Below are 21842 nucleotides of genomic sequence, written 5' to 3'. Positions count from 1 at the left end.
ATGTTTGCGCTGCTCGCTTTCTCCTCTATCGCGTTTCCGGGGCATGCTTTTGCAAATCGCTGCGCATTGCCTGCGCCTGGAGCATCGCCGACACAGCCGGGAGAAATTATCACTGCCAGAGATCTCTCGGCTCTGAGAGATTTTGGTGACCTAGGAGTAGCCCCAACAACCTCTCCGTTCGAACTTTCACCACGCGGAGATATTGTCGCACTTCGTCTCAGGCAGGCTGATGCCGACAACGACACATACTGCACGTCAATCGTGTTGGTGCCGACCGATCCCAAGCGATCGCCGCACGTCGTGGATGACGGAGGCGATATCGTGTCTGCCAAGGGTGACATCTACGGCTTGGCGGAAATTCCCGTGGGAACGCCCAAAGCAACATTCATCAGCTGGTCCCCTTCCGGTGCTCACCTTGCCTACACCAAGGTGAGGGGCTCGGGATCGGAAATCTGGGTTTACGATCACGCCACATCTTCGGTTCGCCAGATATTCATCAGCCCGGTGGACATCCAAGCCCTTGCATGGTCGTCGGACGGGAAACGCATTCTCTTCACAAGCCGAGTGGGCGAAACCGCAGCGCTAGAAAAAATCACGGCGGAAGGTCGCAATGGGTATCATTATGACGATCGCTTCTGGCCCCTCTCCAGCGATCGGCCCTTACTTTCGTCTGCCATCCCGTCGGTCGATCAGGCGGTCGATTTGGAAAGCGGGCGTCCGAAAGAGTTCGACGTTCGTGATGTGGATGCTCTGCGCCCCCGCAGCAACGGGCCCAAGGGCAGTCTGGCATTTGCTCAGATTCCCGCCGGATCTCGGAGCGCCTGGACGACGCAGGCCGGAGATGGCTCCGCCGGGAAATCCGAACTCCACGTCAGCGTCGGCGCGCGACAACTGACCTGTCATTGGGAGACTTGCTCGAACATCGCGATGTTTTGGTGGACCACGGGGAAAGGCCTTTTATATCAGCGGCGAACCGGGTTCGGAAACAGTCGGACAGAATTCTACACCTGGCAGCCAGGTACGGCCGCCCCGCGTCTGCTTCTAAGCACGACCGACGCTCTGTTTGGATGTCGTATGGCCGACGATCGGCTGATCTGCGCGCAGGAAACGTCGACAAATCCGCGTAAAATAGTGGCGATATCTCCTAATGATGGCGGTCGCGCGCCCCTCTTCGAGCCTAATCCGGATTTCGCGCACTTTTCCCTCGGGGAAGTGCGGCGCCTGGAGTGGGCCAACGATTTCGGGATTGCGACGTTCGGCGACCTTGTGCTCCCACCTGGATATCATCGGGGCGCGAAGCTCCCTCTCGTGATTGTCCAATACGACTCTCGAGGTTTCCTGCGCGGCGGAACGGGCGACGAGTATCCCATTCAGCCTCTCGCTGCCCAAGGCTTTGCCGTTCTCAGCTTTAATCGCCCTCCATGGTATGGTTCGTTGCAGAATGCAGGCGACGAACTCGCGAGCATGAAAGCGTCCATCAAAGGGTGGGGCGATCGCAAAAGCAATCTTTCATCGCTTAACTCGATCATCGTACAGCTTGCCGACGAAGGGATCATCGATGCCAAGCGGGTAGCGATCACCGGATTGAGTGATGGCGCATCGACAGCGACTTTTGCGCTTTCGAACTCCACACTATTTTCCGCGGCGATCCTGAGCACCTGCTGCGAGGCTGCGTCAACGTTGGCCGTTGCAGGGGATGGTCTGTACAGCTTCTACACCAGCATAGGCTATCCCCGTTCGCAAGACGAGAGCCAACTCTTCTGGCAGGAAGGCTCCTTGATCGGCGCCTCTGCCGCTCGGCCCGTGCCCGTCCTCATACAGGCATCATCGGACGAGTACCGGATGGCGCTCATGACATATCGCAATCTCAAGGATCGCGGATGGCCGATAGATATGTACGTCTACCCCAACGAAGGACACGTAAAAACGTCGGCCTCTCATCGACTGTCCATTTATCTGCGCAATATCGACTGGCTTAAAACCCAATTTTCCGTAGTGCCTGAGAACCCTAACTAGCACCGTTGCCTACACCAGACCTCGACATCATGCACTTGCAATATTCGTGCGCAGTCTGCTTGGGACAGCAAACCGGAATTTCTGAGATTTCGAATTCTCTTGTTATCTATCAATCCTTGGCCGGCAAGGACACCATTTTCGAGGTTGTCGAATATCATGTGCTTGTGCGGCATCAACATATTGTAGAGGAGCCCGTCGAAGGCGCCTTTTCCCGTTCGATTTCTAATCGTCTCCGGCAGCAGTGATTCCGCGGCTGTCCGCGCGAGAGATCGATCGCGCCCGTATTCGAACCAGAACCAGGTTGGAAATGAGAGGCACAGCTCGACAACAGGTTGTGAGAGCAGCGGATAAATAGTCGGCAGGTCGCTTTCGATATTGAGGTAATCGGTCGATGCGATCCCGCGAGCTACATTGCGTAGATGTTGTCGTTGTCCCGGCAATGCATTCGCTGCAGACTCCATCCAGGGGTGAATTTCCGCGCAGCCCACCGCAATTGCGTACGGCGCGAGTAAACTGGATTGATGCTGCCAGGAGGCCGTGGCACGAGTTGGTTTCAAAATCGCTGCCAGCGCCTGCCCGATTACGGCGGGCAGCGCCACGTCAGTAACGTCCGATATATTGACAGCTGATTTAACCAGATTTCCGAGGTTAGAACGATGGTGAAGGCAGTCCACGAGCGGAAAAGCCGAATGCAATTTTCCAAAGACATTGTCTCCGCCCCCGCCATTGAAATGCGCCGTTGCGCCGATTGATCGGGAGTATTTTTCCGCCGCGTCATCAAAGACCTGAGTGAATGAGCAGGCCGTCGGGCGAGGACGCCTCGCGGATCGATTTTCAAAGATATCGTTCGCATCTGGTGCGGCGAGTACATAGTCGATTGGCCGATCCAGGTAATCTCCCAGCGCGCGCGCATATATCCGCTCATCACCTGTCGGTGAACCCGTGTAGAAGTGCTGCAAACCGGTCTCGCCCGCCTGCTTTGCAAGCGATGCGAGCAAAGAGGAATCAAAGCCCCCCGAGACGGATATTGCAGGTTTGGGATAACGCTCGCACCACGAGGAAACCACCGCAGATAATGTCTTCTTCAATTGTTCGGCGCAGTCGTCAAATGTGCAATTCGAGTTGCGCCCGAGTGTAGAAGTTGGATCCCACAGTAACCGGGATGTTGTTCCGCTTTGGGTAATGACGACCAATTCTCCGGGTGCGATTTCGGATATGCCATCGAGACAGGTACGTGTAGATCGCAAATCTGAAGCCAGCAGCGCACCCGCCACGCCGGCCCAGTCTATCCCAATGCGAGCTCCAGAACGAGCCGTGATCTCGTAGAGATCAGAACCAATTGCGACGCTATCGTGGCCAAGATGATAGTAGCAGGGAATCATTCCGGACGGGTCTCGATATACCGCTACGATGCCTCGAGCTGGGTCATAGCCAATCAGGACAAACCTTCCCCAATAGAGCTTGCAGAACTCTTCGATCTCAGTTTCCAGCGAGGCGTCGAAGGCATTCTGGGAACGTTCGCCGCCCTTGCGGAAGTAATCTCCGATTATCATCATTGTGCCAGAGGATAGGCACTCGACAGCCAGATCCGAACTGTGGCTAAGATCGTCTTCCCATGAAGCTTGCGTCAATGGAAAGGCTGCGCCTGACGATGGGCGGTGGGGCAAGCGAATGAGATAGCTGGTGTTCATGAGACTGCCATGATCGGATGAAAGGGGCGTACCGCCTCGAGCTCCTGGCCGATGACTGTATCACCGTGCTGAACCCAACAATGGGCCAGGAATGGATCGGCCTGGATTCCGAATACTATAGCAGCCTTGACACCGCTGCGGGCGAGATAGGCCCGGAGGGCAAGCGCATCGGGAAGACATTTGTCCCTCCGGCTGAAGAACCGGCTTGCCCGAAAGAACGGTGACAAAACCGCTTCAAGCTTGGATGGCAGCGCATCTTCGCAGCTCTGGCAAGACCGCACAGTCCGAAGTGAAAGGCACTTCTTGAGTCCAAGCCTGCCGACGGCCAAATGGAACAACGCTAGGAACAAGAAGGCTCGCGGAATGCCAAGCAGTCCGCTCCATAGTCTCGGCTTTGCCGAGGAGCGTTTACCAACAGCCGTCCTGGGAAGACTAGGCCCGCGTGAGCTCGTGAATTTCCTCTTCGCGGATACAGGAACGAGCAAACCAATTGCAACCAGATCACGGCGCAATTCGACGGTAATAATTTTCCCCTCGGAAAGAAACTCTACCGCACCCTCGAGTGCGGGCGTGATTTTGAAATACCTATCACGACCTATGTCGAGAAAGTACAGCCTTCCGTTAAGCTTGCAATATCCGACATCGGGATTGAGAATCAGGTCGGTCACGGTTGTCTCCCTGGCCAGTGCCCGGCCCGGCACAGTAGCCGGACCGGGTCTTGGGGGAAGTATCAGTCGTCGAGAATACCAGGCGACTGCTGCCGCGCGGGAAGATCGGTAGTGCCGATACCCACTCCGTTCGTCAGTTCGCTGGCGGCACCCAGTTCGAAAATATTGCCTTCGGCGGCTTCGTATTCGCGTTCCATACTTACCTCCTTCAATTCGCCACACTCATCGTGGCGAGAGAAAGGCTAAGCCGGAACTCTAATATATTCAGCCGCTTTTGCTTTCATGGTGAAACTAATAAATGACCTATATTGCGAAATTATCTTTCGCATGCATCTATCGTCATTTTATACGGTGATTTCAGCCTTTTAATCGCGATTTCAGCGCTTCAGAAAGCATGTTGGCGGCCCGAATTCGGCGACGGTGATAGTTCCAGAGTGCCTCCAGAAGCCTGCTTCCGGGCTCAAATCTTGCCAATACATTGGCAGAGACGAGCTCGTCGCCGCAATCCGACCAGCGTCCCGTTTCGACGAGTCGGATAGTGCGCAGACGCTCACCCGCGTTGGCGACAGCAGCCACGAGCTCGTTGGATGGGGACCTATTCGCCAGCGTGAGAAACATACGCTCGGCGGTCGCGACGATGCGATCGGGAGTGCTGTAGTCGGTCAGCCATCCCTCGGGCGCCACCGGTTCCCGGAGCGCCTTGGGGCCGATCGTTTTGATGGCCATGCGAACGAGATGACCGTGCCATGTGTAGCAGTCCCGCAGCGCATCTGCACTCCAGCTGGGCACTCTAAATCCCCGATGCGGGCCCATCTGCAGGAGCCCCTCTCCAAAAAGGCGATGCAGGCCATCGCGGACCGGAGAGCCGGTCGCCCCGATATCCTCGGCGATAGCCGCGATCGATAGCTCCGTGTCGGGCGCATGGCGCCCCGAGAGCACAGCCTCCTTGAGGTCTGCATAGACTTTCTCACCCTGGCGCATTCCCGGCGACATCATCGTTCAGTCGTCGGGAGTTTGGTCGGCATCGCGTGCGAAGAGCTGGTGCGAGAGCGTGTCGAGGTTGTGCCGGGCGATAGCATCTATGCAGACGGTTTCGAGCTTCGAGAGGTCTCCTTCGAGTAAGCCGCGGGGAAAAACCCGCTGATGTTCCATGAACAGCAGGGGAATGACTAGATGCCCAGTCGATAGCCCGAGGGCATGGGCGCAGCGGAAGTGATCGTCGAGCCGCGACTTGGGGTTGCCGGCCTCGATCTCGCGCAGCCAGCGCGCGCCGATGCCGACGCGGGCCGCAAAGTCTTCCTGCGTAATCTTTTCGGTCCGCCGTTGCATTTCTATCCGTCTCCCCGACATCAGCTTGATCGTCGCAAGCACCGAGGGATCGCGTGCAGTGGGCATCGCCTGAAGCGGCATGACAAGATCTCCCTGCCAATGGCTCAAAGCTCCCGTGCACAGCCCAGTTCGGAGAAAATGTTGTTCGTTACGCCAAACGTCAATCCGGTAACGCTTTCATGGTGAAAGCATTATTCAAATAATCTCTACAGATATTCGGTATCAGCGAGATCGCCGGACTGGAATGGTCTGGGCGGCTCTTCGAAAGGCGGCCTGTAGCTCCCCGTCTTCGGAACTCAGCAGCAGACTGAGCCCGGCATTATAAAGGCGCCATGTCGCTATGGATCGACCACAATGGCCACTATCGGCGAGGCGCGCGCCAACCTGCTCAACGAGATCGGCAAGGTGTGACGTCGTTCCCACGAAGCGGTTCGAGGAACCTCCGAGCGCATTGCACGCCGGGGATTCCAGTTCGGCAGCGATATCGGCCGGGTCGCTGGCGTCGAGCAGGCTCATGGCGACATAGAGGGTCATGCCATAGGGGATGAATTCCTTCGCCAGGCGTGCGACCCGGCAGTGGCAGGCGAGGAATTGGTCGATGCCCTGCCCCGAGAGCTGCAGTTTGTATGTTCTCGAAGTCCTCATGCCGAGACTCCCTGGCTGATTCGCAATCGAAGCGAACCGTCGTGCGACAGCGCTCCCACAGACAAGACGGTAAAATCCACGTGGCAGGGCACGAAAAGCGGAACTGACGTGCCGATTTCGGCACTGTATTTCCGAACCGGCATCTCAGTACCCTGCCTATTGTGCGGGTTATTTCTTCGCTTCATCCTTCATCCATCCGATCACCACGGGGAAGGCGAGCGCAGCCCAAACCACGCTCCCAGCCCGAACCGCATGACGAAAGCCGGCGCGCGGAACCGCACGCGCCGGAAGAAGGAGGCGTGTGCCAATGTTCCACAATCCTCTTGAATTGGCGATGACAGTCAGGTTACATCTTGTGCCTGGGACCGGGCGCGCTGCGGCGCGGCGGAAAGGCTCAGTCACGACTTCCTCATGGCCGAAGCGGCCGGGTTTATTTGGTAGTGTAGCTGGTGTCGCAGCGCTGGCGCTCATGTCGGCTGCCCCTGTCCATGCCGGTAAACCGGAACTTGTCACCGCCCAGCCCCAAGATGCTGCGCGAGCGCAGACTCACGGTGACCCCCTGGCCAACGCGCACGCCGAAGCCGAGCAGCAGTTGCACCAAACCTTCACAAATCTGCGCTTCGAGGACTTCGGTCCCGCACCGGTCGAAGGTCCGCTCTATCAAGCCACCGCAGGCGGCAAGATCATCTATTTCGCACCGCGGAGCGAGCACCTGCTGTTCGCCACGGTCTACGACCGCAATGGCGTGAACCTGACGGCGCTCGCCCAGGAACAGGGCGCCAGCCGGCGCCTGAAGGCGATCGATCCCGCCAAGGGGCTGGCGATCGGGCCGGTCAATGCGCCAACGGTGATCGAGTTCACCGATCCCGACTGCCCCTACTGCCAGGCGCTCGACCGCTTCTGGGCCGCGAAGGCGGCCGAAGGCAAACCGGTCCGGCGGCTTATCTTCTTCGTGAGCGGCATCCACGCGACCGCAGCGGCCAGGGCGGAGCACATCCTGTGCTCGCCAGATCGCGAGGCAGCGTTCAGGGCCGCCTATTTGGGTCAGACCCCGCCGGTTCTGCGCCAATGCGCGGCCGGCCACGACAAGGTCGCCGCCGATGCCGAACTGGTCGCCAAGGTGGGTGTCTCGGGAACGCCGACCCTCATCGCGGACGGCAAGCTCATCTCGGGCTTCCAGCAGGCGGAGCTCGAGGCGTTCCTCGACCGGCATGCCAAACCCGCGCTGGCGAAGGCCGCGACCGATGCGCCGCGCTGAGTTCACACGCACCGTCGCGGGAAGCGGCGATCTCTTTCGGAGGGCATCCAGGCTGGGCCGATTCGGCCCGGCGGATGAACCGGATGCCGGCGGCGGCGGGCTCTCGGAGCCGTCCACCGACGCCCCGGCCGACACCGATCTTCTGTCGATGCCGGCAGGCTTTGTTGGACGGCTCTCTTTGGAGCAATGCCATGATGCGTAAACTCGGTAACAAGGCCCTGGCGGTGGCCAATTTCGGTCTCCCTTTGGGCGCGATGACCCTGGTGGGCGTTCCCGCCCACGCCTTCTCGGCGCCGGCCCAAGGCGACCTCGGCTACGATATCTACGATATCGTCGTGAACCAGGGTGTGAAGGGCCCGCTCGGCTTCGTGGGCGGCGTCGCTGCCTTCCTGTTCGGCGTCTCGCGCCTCTTCTCGAACATCATGATCGGCATCCCGACCATCGTCGCGGCCGTCTGCCTGATCAAGGCGGACTCCATTCTCCAGACCTTCGGGATGGTCGTCTGAGACGCTGTGTGCGGCTGCGCGCCGGCTGACCGGCCAGGCGCATTCGCACCGGCAAAGCGCTGGGGACCGATGGTCGGTCTCCGGAAACCGGCACCTTCACAGGTGTCATGAAGCCAGGAGGAGAAGGGCAAGTGGACGAACGCCTTCCGCAATATCTGCATCGGCCGGTCCAGATCCTGTGGTTCGGATCGGACGAGTTCCTGCTCGCGACCTCGAGCGTGTTCGTGGCCGCGATCGTGGGCGGACTTGTCGGCTGGGCGCTCATCGCTGCCCTTCTCCTTTTCATCCCGTGGAAGCGGACCAAGCCCAGGGGCTATCTCGCGCACCTCGCGTGGCGCTGGGGCCTGGTTTCCTTCCCTCATTATCCGGGTCCCACGCAGACCCGCTTCTTCGAGTAGGCGCCATGGGCATCTTCACGCGCAAGCGAACGAACGAGGACGTGCTGCACGGCAAGCCCGCCAGCTTCGGCATCCATCGCTACCTGCAGGGCTCGGCGAACCTCTTCGAGGAGAACCGGCTGCTCAAGGTCGCCATCACCGGGATGTTCGGCGTCACCGCGGTGCTGGGCGCGGTGATCTACACGACCAACCAGAATGCCCGGACCGTCATCGTGCCCTTCGGGGCCACCGGCGATCTCCATGTCTCGGGCAACAAACCGTCCGAGGCCTATATCGTCGCGATGACGCGCAACATTGTCGCGCTGTCGGGCACCTGGTCGGCCTATTCGGCGGACCGCCAGTTCCAGGAGCTGCTCGGGCTTGTTCATCCGTCCGCCTACGGCGCCATGCGCGACAGTCTCAATGCCGTGCTCGACGAACTGGCGAATAACCCGACCCTGTCGATCGCCACTTATATCCGGGGCGATCAGCCGGTGCGATGGACCACGCATGAGATCGTGGTCCCTGTCGAGAAGGTGCGCGTCATCGGCGGCGTGATCCGCAAATTCCGCGGCATTTTACGCATCGGCTACGCCATCGAAAACGGCCGCTTCTGGCTGACGCGTCTTTCCGAGGAGCAGTTCGATGCCGAAACCCATTGAAGTGATTTCGAAGCAGGCGGCAGCGTCTGCTGGCTCGGAAATCACGGAAACAAGAAAATTCTGCGGCTCGCCGATGCGCCGCGCCCTGACGCTTTTCCTGCTGCTTGGCGCAGCGCCGTTGGCAGCGCCGGCATCGGCGCAGACGATCCATGCGCTGCCCGACCAGACCAGCCATATCCGCCTGTCCAACCGCGACATCAACCATGTCGTGTGCGAGGGCGGCGAGATCGAGGACATCAAATTCTCGGCCGAGAAAGGTCTCGCCGTCGAGAAAGGCGGCGCGGACGCCTGGATCAAGTTCCTGGCCCGCGAGATCGACGATGCCGGCCAGGTGACGCGCACCTATGTGACGCAGCCCTCCGAATTCTTCGTTAGCTGCAACGGCGCCACCTATCCGCTCTATGCCGAGCCGGCGGAGATTCCGGCGCAGACGGTGGTGCTGATGCCCGGTACCCGCCAGCGGGCGCAGGCGAACAACGAGCTCATGGCGGCGCTCGCCGACGAGGACCGTGCTGTCTCGATCACCCTGTCGCTGCTCGACGATCGCGTCCCTGCCTCTTTCAGCGAGGTCGCGCCATCCGGCGACACGATCGGCATAGCGGCGATCCCGGGCCTGTCGATTACCGAAGGGCGGCGCATCGCGGTCGAGGGCGCCGGGCTTTCCGCTTCCGAATATCATCTGCGCGCGGCCACGCCGGTGACGCTCGACGAACGCTTGCTGGTCGAGCCCGTGCTCGGGGAGCGGATTTTCTCGCTCACCCTCGACCGGGTGCGTCTCGACGCCGGTGAAACGGCGCGGCTTGTCGTCGTGCGCAGGGAGGCCCGGCAATGAACGGCGACATGGACAAGGATCCGGCACAGGCGCCGGAAGAGTTGTCGCCCTATCAGGCCCATCTCGCCGCGCGAGGCGCACGGGAGAGGGATGAGGCCCTGCGCAGCACCTCGCCGGCGCTGCTCGACTGGAAGGCGCAATGGGCCAAACTCTCCGCCCGCCAGAAGCTGCGCGCCCGCCAGCTTGCCGTCGGCGTCGCGGTCGGCGCGCTCGGCGTCGGCCTCTATATGGTCTCCGGCAGTAAGGAGGAGGCGAAGCCCGCCAACCCCGCCTCCTCGCTCAACATGGGGGCGGGCCTGCGGGGCGACAGCCTCGAGGTGAAGCTGCGCGGTGACTTGAAGGAGGTCCTCGATGGCCAGCAGCTGCTTGGCGACCGTGTCAGCGCGATCGAGGAAGGTAAGGTCGTTCCCGGATCGCGCGCTCCGGGCAGCAGGAGTGCCGGAGCTGTCGATGGCGATCTGCCACCCGCTCTGACTGATGACGTGCCCGCCCTCCCTTATCCCCCGGAAACCGGCGAGGTCAGCGCGGATGCCGACAAGTTGCCGGCGCCGCCCACAGGGCCTGTAGCGCCTCCTGCGCCGCCCGCGCCGCCGGTTGAGAAGACGGTCGGCGCGATCGGGACGGCAATGGGTCAGGTGGTCGGCACAGGCGGTGCCCAGGGCGCGGCGGACGGTTCAACTTCGTCCAAAAAAAAGAATCGGACGATCTATTTACCGCCTGGTTTCATGAAAGCGCGGCTGCTGACCGGGATCGACGCGCTGGCGAGCCGGGACGCGACCAGTAATCCCGAACCGATCATCGCCCGGGTGCAGGCGCCTGCAGTGCTGCCCAATGAGGTGAAGGCGAACCTTGCCGGATGCTTCGTGATCGGCAACGCCACGGGCAGCCTCGCCAAGGAACGGGTCGAGGTCCAGCTCGTCTCGCTGTCCTGCGTCGACTTCGACGAACATTCCATCGTCGATCAGCCGGTCAAGGGCTTCTTCGTCGATACCGACGGCAAGAAAGGCCTGTCGGGCAAGGTGGTGACGCGGGCCGGTGCGACGCTGGCCCGCGCCTTCATCGCCGGCACCATCAGCGGCATATCCCAGTCGGTCGAAAATACCTTCGGCGACACCTCTACCTCGGCGCTGGGAACGGTCCGCTCGCTCGATGCCGGCGATGCCGCAAAGACCGGCATTGCCGGCGGCCTCTCCAAATCCTCGGACAAGCTCACCGATTTCTATCTCGATCTCGCACGGCAGGCCGGCCCCATCGTCGAGGTGGGCGCCGCCAAGGATGTGGTCGTGGTGATCCAGGAGGGCGCGACCCTCGAGATCAAGCCCGGCGCGGGAGTGAAGTTCTGATGCGTGCTCAATCCGGAGTCAAAACGATGAAGAAAATTCATCCCTGCCTTATAGTTCTGCCGCTTCTCGTGCTTCCCGGCTGCGCCACCGTCGGATCGATGATGTCGCCCTATAGCGAGAAATTCTCCTGCAAGAACAGCGACCATGGCCAGTGCATCCATCCGGATCAGGCCTATGCCGACGCGGTTGCCGGGCGGGCGTCGAAATCCGATCCGATGGTGACCAACGATCGCAAGCTGCTCAGCACCAACCGGAAGGGGCGAGCGCCGGCAACGGGTAAGGGCCGCGCGAAAGCGACCGCCGTAGCCGTGTCGCCGCAAGCTGGGCAGGGCAATGTCGGCGCGGTGATCGAGGGGGCCGGTTCGCCGATGCTGCGCCCGTCGCGCACGATCCGCACGCTGATCCTGCCTTATGCCGACAAGCAGCGGCCCGACCGGCTCTACATGGCGCGCTATGTCTATTCGATCCTCAACAGGCCAGCCTGGGTCGTGGGCGATTATCTGGTCGAACCGGGCGGGCGAACCCCCGCCCCGCCGGTGCTGCGCACGATGCGGGCGCCCGAGCCCGGCCGTGCGGAGGCGGTGACCGGTGACGCCGCGCCGATGGCGATCGAACCGGAGAAACGGCCATGAGCGCGGGCGCATCCCACAGGGATCTGAGCTATCAGCGCCTGCGCGCCGCCGTGACCCGCGACGCCTATTCGGATTTCCTGCCGATGGTCGCCTGGGTCGAGGAAGAAGAAGCCTTCCTGTGCATCGACGATGGCTGGGGCCAGGCGTGGGAACTCGTCCCTTCCGCCTATATGTTCGCCCATGTTCAGCAGGCATTACTTGGTCTTCTCAATATCCATTTTCCCGAAGGCACGGTCCTTCAGCTCATCACCTTCGCCGATCCGCTGATCGATCCGGCGCTCGACGCCTATCTCGACCTCAAGGTGCGGCCCGATCCACTGGTCCAGGCCTCGGCCCGGCGTACGGCCGATTATCTACGCGCCGGAACCGGGGGGCTCGATGCGCTGCATTCGATCCCGGTGCGCGATTTTCGGCTGTTCCTCGTCATCAAGACGCGGGTGAAGCTCGGCGCCGATCTTCGCCGCCAGGTCGAGGAGCAACTGGCGAAGATGGGCATCCGGCGCTTGCCGCCGGACGAACTGGTCAGCTTCTATCGCCGGATCTTCAACGGCGTCTTTGCCCCAGCGCCCGGTGTGTTCCTCAGCGACAGCGTCGGCGGCATGCCTGCGCCCTCGATCGCGCGGCAGATCATTGAGGCGGGGCCGGACCTCTGCTTCGAAGGGCCGGAGGTCTTTCTCGGCAACCAGGTCGCGCGATGCCTGACGCCCAAGGCGCCGGCGCGGCGGATCACCGCCGAGCGCGCCAATCGGCTCATGGGCGGAATGCGCGGCTCTGCCGAGGACAGCGACCAGATCGGCGGGCCGTTCCTTTATTGTCTCTCGGTTCTGTTCGACCATTCGCAGTTCGAGATCCACAAGCGCGCGCAAATCCTGTCGGCGCAGAAGGCAGCCGGCAGCTTTGCGGTCGAGGTAGGCAAGCAGATCGAGGAGATCGGTTGGATCCTCGACGAAGCGTCGAACAGCCGGTTCGTCTCGGTGATCCCGACCATGTGGGTGTTCGGCCGCGACAGCGCGCAGGCGCGCGAAATGGCAGCGCGTGCCAAGCGGCTCTGGGAATCGGAACCCCTGCCCTTCATGGTGCAGGAGGAGAGCTACCTGCTGCCGGTGCTGCTCGCCGCCAGCCTGCCCTTCGGGCTTTACCCGGAAAAGCGCACATTGAAGCTTCTGGAGCGCGATTTTCGCATGCCGGTCAAGGCCGCGACCCTGATGGCGCCGGTGCAGACCGATTTTCGCGGCGGCGGCCGGCCGGCCCTTCTCTATGTTGGGCGGAAGGGCCAGCTGATCACGCTCGATCTCTTCGACCCGCGGATCAACAACTACAACTTTATCGTCTCGGCCGAGAGCGGTGCTGGCAAGAGCTTCCTGCTCAACAATCTGTGCCAGCAATATTATGCGCAAGGCGCGCTCATCCGCATCATCGATATCGGTGGTTCCTACCGCAAGCTCTGCACGCTCTGTTCCGGGCGCTACATCGACATCGGCGAAGAGCGCCTCGTCCTCAACCCGTTCGATATGGGGCTGGCGCTCGACGGCGAGGACAAGCAGTCGGCGATCGCCATGGCGGTCGCCATCGTCGCCGAGATGGCGAATGCCTCGACGCGCAAGCCCGTCACCACGTCGGAGTGGAATCTCCTGAAGTCCGCGGTGCAATGGACGGTCGACAGCGGACGGGGCGTGGACGGGATCGATGCGGTGCGCGACTGGCTCGGCCGCTATCCCGATAATGCCGCCTCCGACCTCGACCGGGTCGACCATCTCGTGCCGGTCGCGCGCGAACTCGCATTCAATCTGCGCGATTTCGGATCGCAGGGCGCTTACGGGCATTTCTTCAACGGCCCCTCCACCTTCGATATTTCCCGCGACGAGTTCGTGGTGCTGGAACTCGAGCGCCTCAAGGCTCTTCCGGACCTCTTCAACGTGATCGTGATGGTGGTGGTGAACGCCGTCACCCAGGAGCTCTATCTCTCGGCGCGAGACAAGCCCCGTTTTGTCCTGTGCGACGAAGCCGCCCAGTTCATGACGCGCAGCGACGGACAAGATCTCTCGCGTCTCGCCGAGGCGTTCGGCCAGGGCTACCGCCGGGCGCGCAAATATCAGGGCAGCTTTGGCATCGTCCTCCAGAGCATGAATGATCTCATGCTCTTCGGCGGCACGGGCCAGGTGATCCTGGAAAATGCCGCGACCAAATTCCTGCTGCAGGGTTCCACCTATGACAAGGCGGTCGACAACAAGATCCTCGACTATTCCGGGTTCGTGCTCGACCTCCTGAAATCGGTCCGCAATGCTAAACCCCATTATAGCGAGGTCTTCATCGACAGCCCGCTTGGGCTCGGCATCGCACGGCTGGTGGTCGATCCGTTCAGCTACTGGATCAACACCTCGGCGCCCAATGAGGTCACCGCCTTCGAGGCGCTGGTGCGGGCCGGCCGCAATCCGCTGGAGGCGGTATGCGAACTGGCCGGCGTCGATCCGGTCGATGTGCTAGGCGGTGCCGGCCCTGAAGGCTGGAGGGTCGCATGACGCACAAGGACCTTCCCCATCCCGACCAGCTCGCGCTCGACTGGGAAAAGGACCCGGCGATCGAGGCATTGATCGAAGCGCGCGTTGCCGCCCGCGCCGAAGCGGCCGCCTTCCAGTGGCGGCTGCGCCTGGTGGCGATCGAGACGTGCATGATGGGCAGCCTCGTCATTGCAGCTGGGATCGCGCTTGATCAGCCCATGCTCCAGGCGGTTCGCACGGGCCTCATCGTGGCGGCCGCCTGCTTTGCCAGCGGGATGCTGCTGATCGGCCTGTCCGGTGCATGCGGAATGATACTTTCGCGTTTGCAGAAATGGAGGGCGAAATGAACCCGCGTCATGGCAGGGATATCGGCCCGGTCACGGACATCGGCGCCGACCTTGATGTGCTTCTCGCTTATGCGCGAAGCGTGAACAATGAGGTCCTGGGCATCGAGGCGGTTGCCCACGCGATCGTCACGGTGATCAAGGCGGAACGTCGCTTTGCCAGGATCAGCTATGTCCTGCTCGTGACGGGCAGCATGGCCCTGTCGTCGCTGAGCGCTTTCACGGCGGCATGGAATCTGCACGCCCCGCTTCCGGGCGCCGTCATTATTGGCCTCAGCGCCGCAATGGGGGCTGCGTCGACCGCCGTCATCCTTATGCCCTGGGACGTCTTGGCCCGACAGCTTCGCGACCTCACACGGCGATGGAGGCGGGCATGAACGGCATCTTCTCCTCCACGCCGGCGCCAGGACCGATCCGCCTCATAGTCGGCAGCCAGGGTCTGTTGCTGGTGCAATCCTTCATCGCCTGGCAGCTCCCGGCCGTGCCGGACCTGTTCCGCGTTCTGGTGGCGGTCACGGCGATCATCGCGATGGCAGCGCTCCTGAGCGCCGCGATCGGCGAGGATCGCGAGCATGCTCAGCCCTATTGGAGACGGCGCCATGGTCGCTAGTTCGCTGTATCGGCGCTTGGATCGCTGTCCTGTCCTACCCGCGCTCGCCGCTATCGCGACGATGGGTGTCCTGACATCTTCGTCGGGCATGGCGGCAACCAGCAAGATCGGGCGTACCTGGCCCATCGCCGAGCCCGACGCCCTCAGCGAAATCGAGGGCCGGGCCGCGCACGTCCCCGACATGAAGAGTGCCTTCGGGCCGCGCGCGAACTGGTCGGCGATGAAGGCGGCGACACTCGGGATCGCCCAGGCCGACAGGGCCCGGACGGTCGTGCCCTTCTATACCCTTGATTCTGACATCCGGCTGCCGGACGGCAAGCTGCTCTACGCCAGGGGCTACAGCTTCAATCCGCTGGCCTATGTGTCGCTTCCGCAGCGGCTCATCGTGGTCCATCCGCGCGATCTCGCCTGGGCGCTGCGCACCGCGAGGCCGGCCGATTTCATCCTGCTGGCGGCCGGCAGTCCCGGCGATCCCGACGCGATCACGCTCGGCGAGCGTCATGGGCGCGCGCTGTTCCTGCTCGAAGAGCGCGTCAAGGTGCGGCTCGGCCTGACGGTTGCGCCGGTGATCGTCGCTCAGACCGGGCAGAAGCTGATGCTCACCGAGGTCGACAGAAGCAAGACTGACCGGAGGGCAACGCGATGAAAATAATGTCGCTTCGCAGACTGCTCGCGCTGGGTTGCGGCTTTGCCGCCCTGGCGGTCGCGGCTCCGGCCCATGCCTCCAAATGCGAGGCAGGCACCGTGTTCAATCCAATTACCAAAGTGCGCTGGAACTGCATTTTCCCCGTCTCCATCGGCGGCGTAAAGGTGGGTCCGAGCGATCCGCTGGGCAAGGCGCTCGATGCCCAGTCCGCCTCCAAGCCGCTGTGCGCCTGCCGCAAGGGCGTGACCTTCTGGTTCGGCGTCAAGGTCAGCTTCTGGTCGCCGGGTCGCATGGTCGATGTGGTGACCGAACCGGGCTGCATGATGGCGCTCGGTGCCGACATCATGCCGACCGGCGGCAGGCTCCAGGGCAGCCAGACCAGCATCTCGGACGGCACGAACAGCCGAAAGATGTTCGCGCAGATGCATTATTATATCGCGCCGGTCTGGAAGATGCTGGACATGTTCACCGACCTGCCGTGCATCGAGGATAATGGCTTCGATGTGGCGCTGATCACCGAAGTGCTGCCGACTTGGCAATCGGCGACGCTGGGCGCGATCATCCAGCCCGAGGCGATCCTGTTCGGCAATCCGGCAGCGGGCCTTGCCTGCATGGCCGACAGCGCAGCCGCGGCCGCCGGCAAGGTCGTCGATCCGCTCTTCTGGCGCATGGGCTCCTGGGGCGCGACCTATCCGGTGGCGGGCGATATCCATTTTGGGGACAGCGTCGAGGCCTGGGCGGGGCTCGCCGCGCGCGGCGTCTTCATGATGGGGCGCTTGGGGGCGCTCACCCTCAGTTCGGCGGACGGCTGCTCGTTCATTCCCCAGCCGGTCTGGACCAAGAGCCGCTACAAGTTCCAGCTGATGGAACCGGTCAAGGGCGGCCAATGCGTAAATGTCGGCCGGCCAGGCGCGCTCTGGACATCGGCCAAGCATGCGCCGGGCAAGGACAACGCCCAGTTCATGCTCTTCGAGAAGACGATCTGCTGCGCCGGGGTCGGGGCACCATGAGCAGTCCGTCTCGCCAAGCCCGCGCCGGTACGCCTGGGATCAGCCGATCGCCTGTCCGTCACCCCAAGGAGCCAGGCATCTCTTGCGCGGCTAGACCGGCGCCGCATAGCCCCTGCGGCGCCGGCCGGACGGTCGGCGTGGCCACTACCCCCAACGACGGTGCGGTACCCCCCTCCTCGCCGCATGTCGTCGTGGCCACGCTGACCGTTTTTGAAGGACAGCCAGTGTTTCGGGCAGAACTGCCAGGCACAGTTCCATCCACGCTCCTGTTCCGGCTGCGGGACGGATCCCGGTGGATCATACCGAGCGAGATCCGGCCATGAGACAGCGCGCCCTGCTCCTCATGGCGGCACTCAGCCTGCCGATGGCGTCACATGCCCAGACGGCGGAGGATCGCGCCCGCGCCGCGGCGCAGGCCGCCCGGGCGAAGAGCGCCGACAGCGACGCGATCCTTGAGCATTATGTCACTCCGGGCTTGGCCGGAGAGTCGATCACCACGGTCGATGCCTCGAAGACCTTTACGCCCAACCTCGCCTGCCAGAAGAGCGCGACATTGCTCGAACTGCTCGCGCAGCCCAGTGCAACCGGAGACATCGGAACGCTCAGCATTTCGCGGGACCGCGATCTCGACGGCAGTTTCGATGAAGCGATGACAGTCCCGGTTCCGGTATCAGGAATCTGCGCGAACGGGCTCATTTCCTGTGCGCCCGGCAGCTGGAACGCCTGCCGCTTCTTCCGCTGGGATACCGCCGCGTCGGGATCGCTCAAGCTCACCGAGGTTGAACTGACCGATCTTGCCGGCTGTTACTGCGTCAACAACAGCTGCGGCAGCAATCTTGTCTGGAGCAATATGGCCTCCGTGCTCAAGGACCTGGGTGGCGGCGTGGTGGGCGCCCTTACCACGAGCGATCCGCGGATCGGCATCGCCCAGGCCTCGATCGAGGGACCGGTTATTCGCTATACCGGCGCACAGACCACCTCCTGCGCCGCGCAGCCACAGGCCGGTGCGGTCGCCTACAAGGCCAACCCGGGCGCCATCGCCGGCGATGCCTTCAAAGCCGCGCAGACGAGCAGCGTGTTCCGGGCGCTGTCGGCTTCGTCCACAGGAACCGGCAAATCCGAGATCGCTCGCACCTGCACCGTGACCCGCCAGATCGCGCTCGAGGAGCTAACGCCGGAAAAGATCATCGATCGGATCTCTGGCGGCTATGCCACCAATGACCTGGTCCCCGGTCGCCGCACCTTTCTCATGGGTTCGCCGGCCGATGACAGCCTTACCGGCGGGGCCTGCAGCATCTTCGACTTCCACATGACGCTGCGCGTCAAGGAGCCGGACAGGCTGCAGAAGGTTCTGTTGACCCGCTTCGGGGCCGACGACTGGGCGCAGATCCGGATCGATGGCGAACTGGTGGGGTCAGGGCCGCAGGCCTGGACCGGCATGGGCTTGCCGCCGGGTAAATGCGAGAAGAAGGCCACCTTCCATGCCTATCCCAATCTGGACATTACGGGGCGGCTGACACAAGGCGATCATGACATCTGGCTGCGCGTGGCGGTTGCCGATGGCGGCGAGGCCTATGCCTCGATCGAGGCGCAGATGGACGCGGGCTGCAAGACGTCCGAGCAGCTTGTCGACACCTGCTCAGGCTATGCGTCGAATGCGATGTGCCGGCTCGGCGATGAAGATGTCGACGGCGTCACCACCTTCCGCAATGGCGTCAAGACCGGGCTGAGCCCCCTGCCTCAGACCCGGCTGATGGGCACCGGCGCCTGCACGATGCAGGTCGCCCGCGATTTCTTCGAACGTCGGCGGGGGTATGCCTGCACGGTCGATCAGGGCGCGGTTCCCCAGCCCGATCTGTCGCGCGGCGCCTATATCATCGACCATTCGACAGAGACGCTGCTGGCCGACCGGGTGCGGACGGCCGATGGCGGCCATAGCCTCACGACCCGCACCTTCGCGCTGCCTGATCGTGGCAGCGTCAATGCCTGCGAGGCCATCTGCAAGACGCGCAAGGCGCAGGCCAATAGCGCCGCGGCTCCTGACGGCGTGACAGGTTCGAAGCAGACCAATCCAACGGGCTGGGACTTTTTCTATCACGCCTGCCAGGACAGCAATGTCTGCCCCGCAGGCGAGGGCGAGGAGCTGGTGCAGGGCTGCGGCTGCATCGATGATTTCCCCGAAGCGGTGGTGATGATGCAGACCGTGCGTCTGGGCGGCGCGGATATGATCTGCACGGGTGCCGTGCGATGACACTGATACGCGCTCTCCTTTCGACGCTTCTGTTTGTCGGGGCGAGCCTGTCGCTACTGCCCGCAACCGCCGTGGCGCAGCAGCTGTGCGCGGTCGATCTGAACGGCAACGGCGATGCGGCCGATGACGGCGAGACCGCCAGCTGCCATTTGACCGGTCCGGGCGGATGGATGTGCCCGATCGGCGAAACGCGCTGCGAGGCGGATCCGGCCGGAGCGATGCGCTGCCCGCTCGGCGATCAATATGCGTGCGCCGTGCCGGCCAGCGGCGGCGCGCCGACCTGTTCGGCCAATGCCTGCATCGACACCAGCATGAACCCAGTCGTCGATGATCCGGTCGTCGACGACCCGGGTGTCGAGGCGGATGGCGGCGTCGATGCCGAGGGCAATTGTCTTGGCACGATCGAGATTTTCTCCGGCCGCGCCGCGCGGTGCCGCCCGGCAGGGCTCAAGACCAGCTTCTCGAATTGCTGCAAGGACAAGGGCAAGATCGTGAAAGACGGCATGGGTGGTTCGATCTCGTCGATCGGCACCAAGATTGCCGTCGCGAAGAGCGTCTTCACGGGGATGAAGGCGGCCTACACCGCCTTCAAGGCGGGCGCGACCGCAAGCCAGGCGGCGAGCGCCGGGGCCAATGCGATCATCGTCGGTATCGATCCCACCTCGATCGCGATCAGCCTTGCCGTCAATTTCATGATCGAGGTGCTGCTCCAGGGCTGCGACCAGCAGGACATGGAAGTGGGCATGCTGCGCGGCTCGGGCATGTGCCATGAGATCGGCAGTTACTGCGCATCGAGCATCCTTGGCATCTGCGTGCAGAAGGCTCGCGGCCATTGCTGCTTCAACACCAAGCTGGGCCGGATCATCCAGGAACAGGGCCGGCCGCAATTGAAGACCTTCAGCGCGATCGGCTGGGGCACAGCAAAGGAGCCCTATTGCCGGGGCTTCACGCCCGAAGAATTCCAGGCGCTCGATTTCTCGCGGATGGACCTGTCGGAATATTATGCGGACATCGAGGCGCGCGCCCAATCCGAAATCCAGATCGACATGAAGGACAAGATCGATGCCACTATGCAAACGATCAACAACTAGCCGCGCGGCCCTCTTGGCAGCCATTGCCCTCGTCCCGCTGCTGGTCGGTGCGAGCGAACCGCAGGGTACGGCCGGTCAGCAGCGGGATGGCAATGCCCGCACACGCGTCCAGGATCAGGGCGAGGCGGCGATGGAGCGGGTGAAGCGCGCCGCCGCTAAGGCCAAGGCTTCCGCGAAAGCCTCGCCCACTCTGCCAGCCAAAGCGGATGCCGCCACGCAGCGCCGCGCTTTCGAGGGGATCAACAGGCGCAAGCAGGATCCCGCCATGGTGAGACGGGTGGAGGCCGACGTCGCGGCCGCCCGCGACGTATTGGCCGTCGAGCGGGAGGCCGCAAGCCGGCGTATCGCCCAGGCCCTGGGCCTTGAACAGCCAGAAGCGGCGGCGCTGGCCGGTGTCGTATCGACGGGGGGTACGAAACGCTGGGTTCCGGTGCTGTTCGTGTCCTCCTCGATGCCGGTCGAGACGCTTCGCACTTATGCCGGGCAGCTCGAACGTGCCGGCGGCGTCATGGCCTTCCGCGGCATGCCGGGTGGGATGCGGCAAGTGGCGCCGATGGCGAAATTGTCGGCCGCCATATTGCGCCGCGATCCGGGCTGCGAAGGCCCCGCCTGCGCGATGCGGGACGTACAAGTCATCGTCGATCCCCTGGTCTTTCGGCAGCATGGCGTCACCCAGGTGCCCGCGCTGGCGATGGTGCCGGGTGATCCCACCTTGCCCTATTGCGAACGCGACGCGGCCAGCCCGCGTGCCGCGCACATCGTGCTGGGCGACGCTGCCCTTTCAGGATTGCTCGAGGAATATGGCCGCCTTGCCGGCAAGGAGGAGGTGCGAGATGCTCTTGCTCACCTGGCGCGCCGGTAATCGCCTCTGGCGCGAGCTCAAGGACCTGCCCCTTCGGGCAGCGGTGGCGCTCGGCGCAAGCGGTCTTGGGCAACCGGCCCGGCCTGCCCAGCTGCTCAAGGCCTATGGTATCGTGCTGCCCATCGGTCTCTTCGCCTGGTGGGCGATGCCGCAGATCACCTTGGTCATGACGCCCTCGATCGACGCCTGGGTCGTGCATCGATCGCCTGGTCCGATCCATCGCGGTGATCTCATATCGTTCACTTTGTCCGATCCCATCGTCGGCCCGAAACCTGTCGCCATCACCAAATATGCGCTCTGCCTGCCCGGCGATCAGATCAGCATGGTCGAGAAGCGTGGGATTGGCGGGCTGATCGCGAATGGCTGGTACTATTGCAATGGCAGGTTGATGGGCGTCAGCAAGCCTGCGACGCGCAATGGCAAGGCGCTCATTCACTGGCAGCCGGACAGCCCGCACATTCGCGAGGGGATGATCTTCGTCGGCTCGCGCCATCCCGACGGGTATGACAGCCGCTATTATGGCCCGGTGGCGGTCGAGCGCCTTACCCGCATGGAGAAGCTGCTGTGAAGC

Annotated in this window: 24 protein-coding genes; 18 read left to right on the top strand and 6 right to left on the bottom strand. The window is 62.8% G+C overall.

Annotated elements, in window-relative coordinates; genetic code table 11:
• Positions 1-2016, top strand: a complete 2016-nt coding sequence (locus V474_RS07230) for an Atxe2 family lasso peptide isopeptidase (protein ID WP_169795027.1) — start codon at positions 1-3, stop codon at positions 2014-2016.
• Here V474_RS07230 and V474_RS24850 read toward each other — a convergent pair.
• From V474_RS24850 to V474_RS07210, 6 genes are all read right to left on the bottom strand, one after another.
• Positions 2013-3707, bottom strand: coding sequence for an asparagine synthase-related protein (locus V474_RS24850; protein WP_082699650.1), 1695 nt, complete (start codon positions 3705-3707; stop codon positions 2013-2015). The genes V474_RS07230 and V474_RS24850 overlap by 4 nt on opposite strands.
• Positions 3704-4375, bottom strand: coding sequence for a lasso peptide biosynthesis B2 protein (locus V474_RS26135; RefSeq protein WP_169795026.1), 672 nt, complete (start codon positions 4373-4375; stop codon positions 3704-3706). Before V474_RS26135 ends, V474_RS24850 begins: the two co-directional genes overlap by 4 nt.
• Positions 4376-4437: 62 nt before the next feature.
• Positions 4438-4572: a benenodin family lasso peptide gene (locus V474_RS25510; protein ID WP_148649311.1), complete on the bottom strand. Its 135-nt coding sequence runs from the start codon at positions 4570-4572 to the stop codon at positions 4438-4440.
• A 160-nt stretch (positions 4573-4732) separates the two neighbouring features.
• A complete protein-coding gene (locus tag V474_RS07220; protein WP_236710822.1) occupies positions 4733-5371 on the bottom strand; it encodes a GntR family transcriptional regulator in 639 nt (212 codons plus the stop codon).
• A gap of 3 nt (positions 5372-5374) precedes the next feature.
• Complete coding sequence (locus tag V474_RS07215; protein WP_048939501.1) at positions 5375-5785, bottom strand: helix-turn-helix domain-containing protein; 411 nt, start codon at positions 5783-5785, stop codon at positions 5375-5377.
• Between the two features lie 141 nt (positions 5786-5926).
• Complete coding sequence (locus V474_RS07210; protein ID WP_059150877.1) at positions 5927-6349, bottom strand: hypothetical protein; 423 nt, start codon at positions 6347-6349, stop codon at positions 5927-5929.
• A 469-nt stretch (positions 6350-6818) separates the two neighbouring features.
• On the opposite strand from V474_RS07210, the gene V474_RS07205 reads away from it, so the two are divergent.
• From V474_RS07205 to V474_RS07120, 17 genes are all read left to right on the top strand, one after another.
• Positions 6819-7607, top strand: coding sequence for a DsbC family protein (locus tag V474_RS07205; protein ID WP_059150876.1), 789 nt, complete (start codon positions 6819-6821; stop codon positions 7605-7607).
• A 191-nt stretch (positions 7608-7798) separates the two neighbouring features.
• On the top strand, positions 7799-8113 hold the full coding sequence (locus V474_RS07195; protein ID WP_059150874.1) for a hypothetical protein: 315 nt from the start codon (positions 7799-7801) through the stop codon (positions 8111-8113).
• Between the two features lie 131 nt (positions 8114-8244).
• Positions 8245-8511 carry a type IV conjugative transfer system protein TraL gene (locus tag V474_RS07190; RefSeq protein WP_014076300.1) on the top strand — a complete coding sequence of 89 codons (267 nt, stop codon included), beginning with the start codon at positions 8245-8247 and terminating at the stop codon, positions 8509-8511.
• A 5-nt stretch (positions 8512-8516) separates the two neighbouring features.
• Positions 8517-9152 carry a TraE/TraK family type IV conjugative transfer system protein gene (locus V474_RS07185; protein WP_059150873.1) on the top strand — a complete coding sequence of 212 codons (636 nt, stop codon included), beginning with the start codon at positions 8517-8519 and terminating at the stop codon, positions 9150-9152.
• Positions 9153-9225: 73 nt separating this feature from the next.
• Positions 9226-9984, top strand: a complete 759-nt coding sequence (locus V474_RS07180; protein ID WP_059151431.1) for a type-F conjugative transfer system secretin TraK — start codon at positions 9226-9228, stop codon at positions 9982-9984.
• Positions 9981-11327, top strand: coding sequence for a TraB/VirB10 family protein (locus V474_RS07175; protein ID WP_059150872.1), 1347 nt, complete (start codon positions 9981-9983; stop codon positions 11325-11327). Before V474_RS07180 ends, V474_RS07175 begins: the two co-directional genes overlap by 4 nt.
• A 26-nt stretch (positions 11328-11353) precedes the next feature.
• Positions 11354-11959: a TraV family lipoprotein gene (locus V474_RS07170; RefSeq protein WP_059150871.1), complete on the top strand. Its 606-nt coding sequence runs from the start codon at positions 11354-11356 to the stop codon at positions 11957-11959.
• Entirely contained in the window at positions 11956-14478 is a 2523-nt protein-coding gene (locus V474_RS07165) for a TraC family protein (RefSeq protein ID WP_059150870.1), read from the top strand. The genes V474_RS07170 and V474_RS07165 overlap by 4 nt, the downstream gene beginning before the upstream one ends.
• Positions 14475-14804 (top strand): hypothetical protein, encoded by a 330-nt coding sequence (locus V474_RS07160; RefSeq protein ID WP_059150869.1) that lies wholly within the window; start codon positions 14475-14477, stop codon positions 14802-14804. The genes V474_RS07165 and V474_RS07160 overlap by 4 nt, the downstream gene beginning before the upstream one ends.
• Positions 14801-15178, top strand: a complete 378-nt coding sequence (locus V474_RS07155) for a hypothetical protein (RefSeq protein WP_148649310.1) — start codon at positions 14801-14803, stop codon at positions 15176-15178. Before V474_RS07160 ends, V474_RS07155 begins: the two co-directional genes overlap by 4 nt.
• Positions 15175-15411, top strand: coding sequence for a hypothetical protein (locus V474_RS07150; RefSeq protein WP_059151430.1), 237 nt, complete (start codon positions 15175-15177; stop codon positions 15409-15411). Before V474_RS07155 ends, V474_RS07150 begins: the two co-directional genes overlap by 4 nt.
• Before the next feature lie 88 nt (positions 15412-15499).
• The gene (locus tag V474_RS07145) at positions 15500-16057 is read left to right on the top strand and encodes a conjugal transfer protein TraW (RefSeq protein ID WP_330219635.1); all 558 of its coding nucleotides are present in this window, start codon (positions 15500-15502) and stop codon (positions 16055-16057) included.
• A gap of 5 nt (positions 16058-16062) precedes the next feature.
• A complete protein-coding gene (locus tag V474_RS07140; protein ID WP_407938318.1) occupies positions 16063-17067 on the top strand; it encodes a TraU family protein in 1005 nt (334 codons plus the stop codon).
• Between the two features lie 319 nt (positions 17068-17386).
• Positions 17387-19318, top strand: a complete 1932-nt coding sequence (locus V474_RS07135) for a hypothetical protein (protein WP_059150865.1) — start codon at positions 17387-17389, stop codon at positions 19316-19318.
• Positions 19315-20409, top strand: a complete 1095-nt coding sequence (gene traN, locus V474_RS07130; protein WP_059150864.1) for a conjugal transfer protein TraN — start codon at positions 19315-19317, stop codon at positions 20407-20409. The genes V474_RS07135 and traN overlap by 4 nt, the downstream gene beginning before the upstream one ends.
• A gap of 13 nt (positions 20410-20422) precedes the next feature.
• Entirely contained in the window at positions 20423-21271 is an 849-nt protein-coding gene (locus V474_RS07125; protein WP_082699647.1) for a type-F conjugative transfer system pilin assembly protein TrbC, read from the top strand.
• Positions 21243-21839: a S26 family signal peptidase gene (locus tag V474_RS07120; RefSeq protein ID WP_059150862.1), complete on the top strand. Its 597-nt coding sequence runs from the start codon at positions 21243-21245 to the stop codon at positions 21837-21839. The genes V474_RS07125 and V474_RS07120 overlap by 29 nt, the downstream gene beginning before the upstream one ends.
• Positions 21840-21842 lie beyond the last annotated feature (3 nt).

The organism is Novosphingobium barchaimii LL02, from assembly GCF_001046635.1.
Taxonomy (GTDB): domain Bacteria; phylum Pseudomonadota; class Alphaproteobacteria; order Sphingomonadales; family Sphingomonadaceae; genus Novosphingobium; species Novosphingobium barchaimii.
This window is presented reverse-complemented; position numbering and strand designations above follow the sequence as displayed.

What these genes read in the sequence shown, in the direction of transcription:
- V474_RS24850 (WP_082699650.1), bottom strand. Translation starts at nt 3,707, where the DNA reads ATGAACACCAGCTATCTCATTCGCTTGCCCCACCGCCCATCGTCAGGC.
- V474_RS07155 (WP_148649310.1), top strand. Translation starts at nt 14,801, where the DNA reads ATGAACCCGCGTCATGGCAGGGATATCGGCCCGGTCACGGACATCGGC.
- V474_RS07175 (WP_059150872.1), top strand. Translation starts at nt 9,981, where the DNA reads ATGAACGGCGACATGGACAAGGATCCGGCACAGGCGCCGGAAGAGTTG.
- V474_RS07185 (WP_059150873.1), top strand. Translation starts at nt 8,517, where the DNA reads ATGGGCATCTTCACGCGCAAGCGAACGAACGAGGACGTGCTGCACGGC.
- V474_RS07210 (WP_059150877.1), bottom strand. Translation starts at nt 6,349, where the DNA reads ATGAGGACTTCGAGAACATACAAACTGCAGCTCTCGGGGCAGGGCATC.
- V474_RS07215 (WP_048939501.1), bottom strand. Translation starts at nt 5,785, where the DNA reads ATGCCGCTTCAGGCGATGCCCACTGCACGCGATCCCTCGGTGCTTGCG.
- V474_RS07150 (WP_059151430.1), top strand. Translation starts at nt 15,175, where the DNA reads ATGAACGGCATCTTCTCCTCCACGCCGGCGCCAGGACCGATCCGCCTC.
- V474_RS07230 (WP_169795027.1), top strand. Translation starts at nt 1, where the DNA reads ATGTTTGCGCTGCTCGCTTTCTCCTCTATCGCGTTTCCGGGGCATGCT.
- V474_RS07140 (WP_407938318.1), top strand. Translation starts at nt 16,063, where the DNA reads ATGTCGCTTCGCAGACTGCTCGCGCTGGGTTGCGGCTTTGCCGCCCTG.
- V474_RS25510 (WP_148649311.1), bottom strand. Translation starts at nt 4,572, where the DNA reads ATGGAACGCGAATACGAAGCCGCCGAAGGCAATATTTTCGAACTGGGT.
- V474_RS07120 (WP_059150862.1), top strand. Translation starts at nt 21,243, where the DNA reads ATGCTCTTGCTCACCTGGCGCGCCGGTAATCGCCTCTGGCGCGAGCTC.
- V474_RS07135 (WP_059150865.1), top strand. Translation starts at nt 17,387, where the DNA reads ATGAGACAGCGCGCCCTGCTCCTCATGGCGGCACTCAGCCTGCCGATG.
- V474_RS07180 (WP_059151431.1), top strand. Translation starts at nt 9,226, where the DNA reads ATGCGCCGCGCCCTGACGCTTTTCCTGCTGCTTGGCGCAGCGCCGTTG.
- V474_RS07205 (WP_059150876.1), top strand. Translation starts at nt 6,819, where the DNA reads ATGTCGGCTGCCCCTGTCCATGCCGGTAAACCGGAACTTGTCACCGCC.
- V474_RS07195 (WP_059150874.1), top strand. Translation starts at nt 7,799, where the DNA reads ATGATGCGTAAACTCGGTAACAAGGCCCTGGCGGTGGCCAATTTCGGT.
- traN (WP_059150864.1), top strand. Translation starts at nt 19,315, where the DNA reads ATGACACTGATACGCGCTCTCCTTTCGACGCTTCTGTTTGTCGGGGCG.
- V474_RS07170 (WP_059150871.1), top strand. Translation starts at nt 11,354, where the DNA reads ATGAAGAAAATTCATCCCTGCCTTATAGTTCTGCCGCTTCTCGTGCTT.
- V474_RS07165 (WP_059150870.1), top strand. Translation starts at nt 11,956, where the DNA reads ATGAGCGCGGGCGCATCCCACAGGGATCTGAGCTATCAGCGCCTGCGC.
- V474_RS07145 (WP_330219635.1), top strand. Translation starts at nt 15,500, where the DNA reads ATGGCGGCAACCAGCAAGATCGGGCGTACCTGGCCCATCGCCGAGCCC.
- V474_RS07220 (WP_236710822.1), bottom strand. Translation starts at nt 5,371, where the DNA reads ATGATGTCGCCGGGAATGCGCCAGGGTGAGAAAGTCTATGCAGACCTC.
- V474_RS07160 (WP_059150869.1), top strand. Translation starts at nt 14,475, where the DNA reads ATGACGCACAAGGACCTTCCCCATCCCGACCAGCTCGCGCTCGACTGG.